This window comes from Brevibacillus massiliensis, from assembly GCF_000311785.1.
GTDB classification, from domain to species: Bacteria; Bacillota; Bacilli; order Brevibacillales; family Brevibacillaceae; genus Brevibacillus_C; species Brevibacillus_C massiliensis.
This window is the reverse complement of the sequence record NZ_HE978543.1, coordinates 139103-143292: the sequence shown is the minus strand read 5'-3', so window position 1 is coordinate 143292 and position 4190 is coordinate 139103. Positions and strand designations below refer to the sequence as shown.

At 56.8% G+C, this 4190-nt stretch carries 4 protein-coding genes; 3 read left to right on the top strand and 1 reads right to left on the bottom strand.

Translation table 11 applies throughout. The annotated features are described in order from the left end of the window. Positions 1 to 12: 12 nt before the first annotated feature. Positions 13 to 1431 (bottom strand): 3-isopropylmalate dehydratase large subunit, encoded by a 1419-nt coding sequence (leuC, locus tag HGBM_RS17465; RefSeq protein WP_019122377.1) that lies wholly within the window; start codon positions 1429 to 1431, stop codon positions 13 to 15. 140 nt (positions 1432 to 1571) lie between these two features. Here leuC and HGBM_RS17460 point away from each other — a divergent pair, with 140 nt between their 5' ends. From HGBM_RS17460 to HGBM_RS17450, 3 genes are all read left to right on the top strand, one after another. After that, complete coding sequence (locus HGBM_RS17460; RefSeq protein ID WP_019122376.1) at positions 1572 to 2459, top strand: LysR family transcriptional regulator; 888 nt, start codon at positions 1572 to 1574, stop codon at positions 2457 to 2459. Between the two features lie 75 nt (positions 2460 to 2534). Then, positions 2535 to 2882, top strand: a complete 348-nt coding sequence (locus HGBM_RS17455) for a thioredoxin family protein (protein ID WP_019122375.1) — start codon at positions 2535 to 2537, stop codon at positions 2880 to 2882. Beyond that, positions 2879 to 3793 carry an RluA family pseudouridine synthase gene (locus tag HGBM_RS17450; protein WP_019122374.1) on the top strand — a complete coding sequence of 305 codons (915 nt, stop codon included), beginning with the start codon at positions 2879 to 2881 and terminating at the stop codon, positions 3791 to 3793. The genes HGBM_RS17455 and HGBM_RS17450 overlap by 4 nt, the downstream gene beginning before the upstream one ends. Positions 3794 to 4190 lie beyond the last annotated feature (397 nt).

Sequence of the window (4190 nt, the reverse complement as noted above, 5' to 3'; positions counted from 1 at the left end):
CGTAAATTCTGTTTACACGGTCGCGGTTTCTTTCAACCATTCACGCACGTCGACGAAATGGCCGGCGATAGCGGCTGCCGCAGCCATTTGCGGACTGACCAGATGGGTCCGTCCGCCGCGTCCCTGGCGGCCTTCAAAGTTGCGGTTGGATGTGGACGCACAGCGTTCACCCGGCGACAGGACATCGGGGTTCATCGCCAGGCACATCGAGCATCCAGATTCGCGCCACTCAAAGCCTGCTTCGATGAAGATCTGATGAAGCCCTTCTTTTTCCGCCTGCTCCTTGACCGCTTGCGAGCCAGGTACGACCATGGCGTGCACGTTTTCGGCTACGCGGCGTCCTTTGGCCACAGCTGCTGCGCTGCGCAGGTCTTCAATACGGCCGTTTGTACAGGAGCCGATAAAGACGCGGTCAATTTTAATCTGGTTCATCGGCGTGCCGGGGGTCAGTCCCATGTAGGCGAGGGCATCCTTGGCCGCCTTGCGCTCATTGGCTGTCTCGAATTGCTCTGGATCGGGTACGACATCAGTAATCGAAGTGCCCATACCAGGGCTCGTACCCCAGGTGACTTGCGGGGCAATCTCATTGGCGTCGATTTCTACTCGATGGTCGTAGGAAGCTCCCGGGTCGGTGCAAAGCTGTTTCCAGCGCTCTACGGCGGCGAGGAAATCTTCACCCTGCGGTGCGTAGCGGCGGCCTTTCAGATAGGCGAAGGTGGTTTCGTCGGGAGCGATCAGACCTGCCCGTGCTCCGGCTTCGATGGACATGTTGCAGACGGTCATGCGTTCTTCCATCGTCAGCTTGCGAATGGCATCGCCGGTGTATTCGATCACGTAGCCGGTAGCAAAATCAGTTCCGAATTTGGCGATAATGGCCAAAATCAAGTCTTTTGCGGTGACGCCCGGCGGCAGATCTCCCTTGACGTGAACTTCCAGTGTCTTCGGTTTGTGCTGCTGCAGGCACTGAGTGGCCAGCACGTGCTCCACCTCGCTGGTGCCGATGCCAAATGCCAACGCGCCAAACGCACCATGGGTGGAGGTGTGGCTGTCACCGCATACGATGGTTTTGCCGGGAGTGGTAAGACCGAGTTCCGGTCCGATGACGTGGACGATCCCCTGGTCCGGGCTGTTCAGGTCGGCCAGCGGAATGCCGAATTCGGCGCAGTTGGCCGTGAGAGTCTCCATCTGCTGCCGGGAGATCGGGTCCTTCACGTTGAACCGATCCGCTGTCGGAACGTTGTGGTCCATGGTGGCAAAGGTCAGGTCAGGCCGGCGAACTTTGCGATTGGCCAGGCGGAGTCCTTCAAATGCCTGCGGTGAGGTAACCTCATGGACGAGATGCAAATCGATATACAGCAGACTTGGCTTGCCGGACTCTTCGTGAATCACGTGCTGATCCCAAATCTTTTCAAACAGGGTGCGTGGTTTCATGTGCATGTTCCTCCTTGCGAATTTCAGTCCAATAGAAACTTGTTCGTATTTTCTTTCTATATTTTTATCATGTTTGTTTTCATAGGTCAAAGATATAATAATTATAAAAGCGATAGGTTTCACTTATAGGGGAGATAAATATGGAACTGAGGCAAATTCGCTATGTGCTTGCTGTCGCCGACGAGCGCAGCTTTTCCCGGGCGGCTGCCCGGCTGCACCTGGCCCAGCCCTCCCTGAGCCAACAGATTGCCAAGCTGGAAAAGGACTGGGGTATTCTGTTATTCCACCGTTTTCCGCAACAGGTAGAACTGACGGACGCGGGGGAGAGATTTGTGAAGGCGGCCCGCATGATCCTGGATCAGGCAGACGGTTTGGAGCGGGAGATGCGGGCCTTTGCCAGCGGGCAGGCCGGAAAGCTGCTGATCGGCAGCCTGCCGATTACCGGGGTGTACGTCCTGCCGCCGGTGATCTCGGCGTTTTCCAGCCAGTACCCTGGCGTGGAGCTGCAGCTGATCGAAGATACGTCAAGCAAGCTGGAGCACTTGTTGGTCAGCGGCCAGTTGGATTTCTGCCTGCTGACCTTGCCGATCGAAAATCAAAGCCTGGAGATCGAAAAGGCGATCCGCGAGGAAATCTATTTGGCGCTGCCTCCGCAGCACCAATGGGCCGAGAGGGAGGAGTTGGATGCGGCGGAGCTTGCCCGCGAACCGTTCATTCTATTAAAGCAAGGGCAGGGATTTCGCCAAATCTGCCTGAACATTTGCGAAGAGGCGGGTTTTTGGCCCAACGTCGTGTTCGAGAGCAGCAACATCCAGACGGTTCAGTCGCTGGTCGCCGCCGGGATGGGGGTTTCATTCGCGCCGGAGATGATCACCCGTTCCGTCTGGTCGACAGAGCCGCCGCGCTACGTTCGCCTGCGCACCCGGCCGACCCGCACGCTGATCATCGCCTACCGCAAAGACCGCCATCTGTCACAGCCGGCCCGGGCGTTTATCGAGCAGGTACACAAGGTGTGGCCTGAAAAGTGAAAGTGTCTCCCATTAGCGACAAGCGGCAGCAGTTGTGCTACACTAAACGCAAAAGTAACAAGGAGTTGATTCTCGATGAAAGAGATTCAGACACAAGCCGAATTTGATCAAGCGATAGCTTCATCGAAGCCCGTCGTGGTGAAGTTCTATACAGATTGGTGCCCGGACTGTCACCGGATCGATCCGTTCATGCCCGAGGTAGAGGAGGCCTATAAGGAAAAGCTGGACATGGTCGCAGTCAACCGCGACAAGTTTCCGGAGCTGTCCGAACAGCTGATGGTCCTGGGCATCCCCAGCTTCATCGCGTTTCAGAAGGGACAGGAACTGGTCCGCTTTGTCAGCAAGCTGGGGAAAAGCCGCGAAGAAATTGAGCAATTTCTCGACCGCACCGTACAGGTAAGCGAAACGCTCAAGCAAGCATGATTGAGATGAAGAAAGACGGGGAATGGCTCGTCGGTACCCTGACCGAAGGAGAGGAAGGCGTACCGTTCGGGCCATTGCTTCGCGACGTCTGGGGCTTCCCGCGCAAGCTGGCCCATCTGTTGTTTCAACATAAGGAGATCATGGCAGACGGGCATGCCGTTACACAAATGCAGCGGGCGGCCGCCGGCCAAGAGCTGCGCCTGCGGGTATGCCTGCCGGAGCCGTTCGGCGTCGAGCCTATCGCAGAACCGATAGACGTCCTGTACGAGGATGACCATCTGCTCGTGGTAAACAAACCGGCCGGACTGCTGCTTCACCCGACAGAGGCACAGCATATGCGGACGTTGGACCACCTGGTCGCCGGCCATTTTGCCAAGCGCGGCCTGCAGGCCAAGGTACGCCATGTCCATCGATTGGACCAGGATACTTCCGGCGCCGTCCTGTATGCCAAGCATGCGCTGGCGGCCGCCCTGCTGGACGAGAGGCTGCGCCGGCGGGAGGTAAAACGGCATTATCACGCCTTCGTTCACGGCATCGTGGCCAAGGAAGCGGGAACGATCGACGCTGCCATCGGACGCGATCGGCATGTGCCGGGCAGGCGCCGGGCAGTCCCACAGGGCGAGTCTGCAGTTACGCATTACCGCGTCGTGTCCCGGTACAAGCAGGCGACTCATGTTGCCTGTCAGTTGGAGACCGGGAGAACCCACCAAATTCGCGTTCATCTCAGCCACATCGGCCATCCGTTAATCGGCGACACCTTGTATGGAGGCCGGGCAAACGGCATCTCGAGGCAAGCCCTGCACGCCCGGGAACTCCAACTGGTTCACCCGTTCGGCGAACAGCCGATCAGCACAGTGGCTGCCTGGCCTGAAGATATTCGCCAACTGGAACGGTTCCTCAGACCGAGATAAGCCCATGTCGATTCATACAAGGGAAGGGACGCCCGTCAGCGTCCTTTTCTTTCGTTTTTGCACGCGATAAAAATTGTTCAAGCGCCTCGTGTTCTTCCTGGGAGAAAGCGGACATCGCAAAGTGCCGCTTGTGCTTCTTACAGGGGCGCTCGCGTGCGGAAGCCTCTTCTCCGTGTTCACCTTTCGTTACACCTATGTTGGAGTCGATTAGCGGCTTCACCGCTGTTTCGCACCCATGCCGTTTACCTGTAAAATCATGGACGAACAGGAAGCGGGGAATTGCCAAGCGGTATGATGAAGGAAGGTGTGCTTTTGAAGATATGGAGATTGGACATTGGGCAGATCACTGCAAAGCCTGTAATATGTTTAAATTTCTGTGATATAATTTGCTAAACAT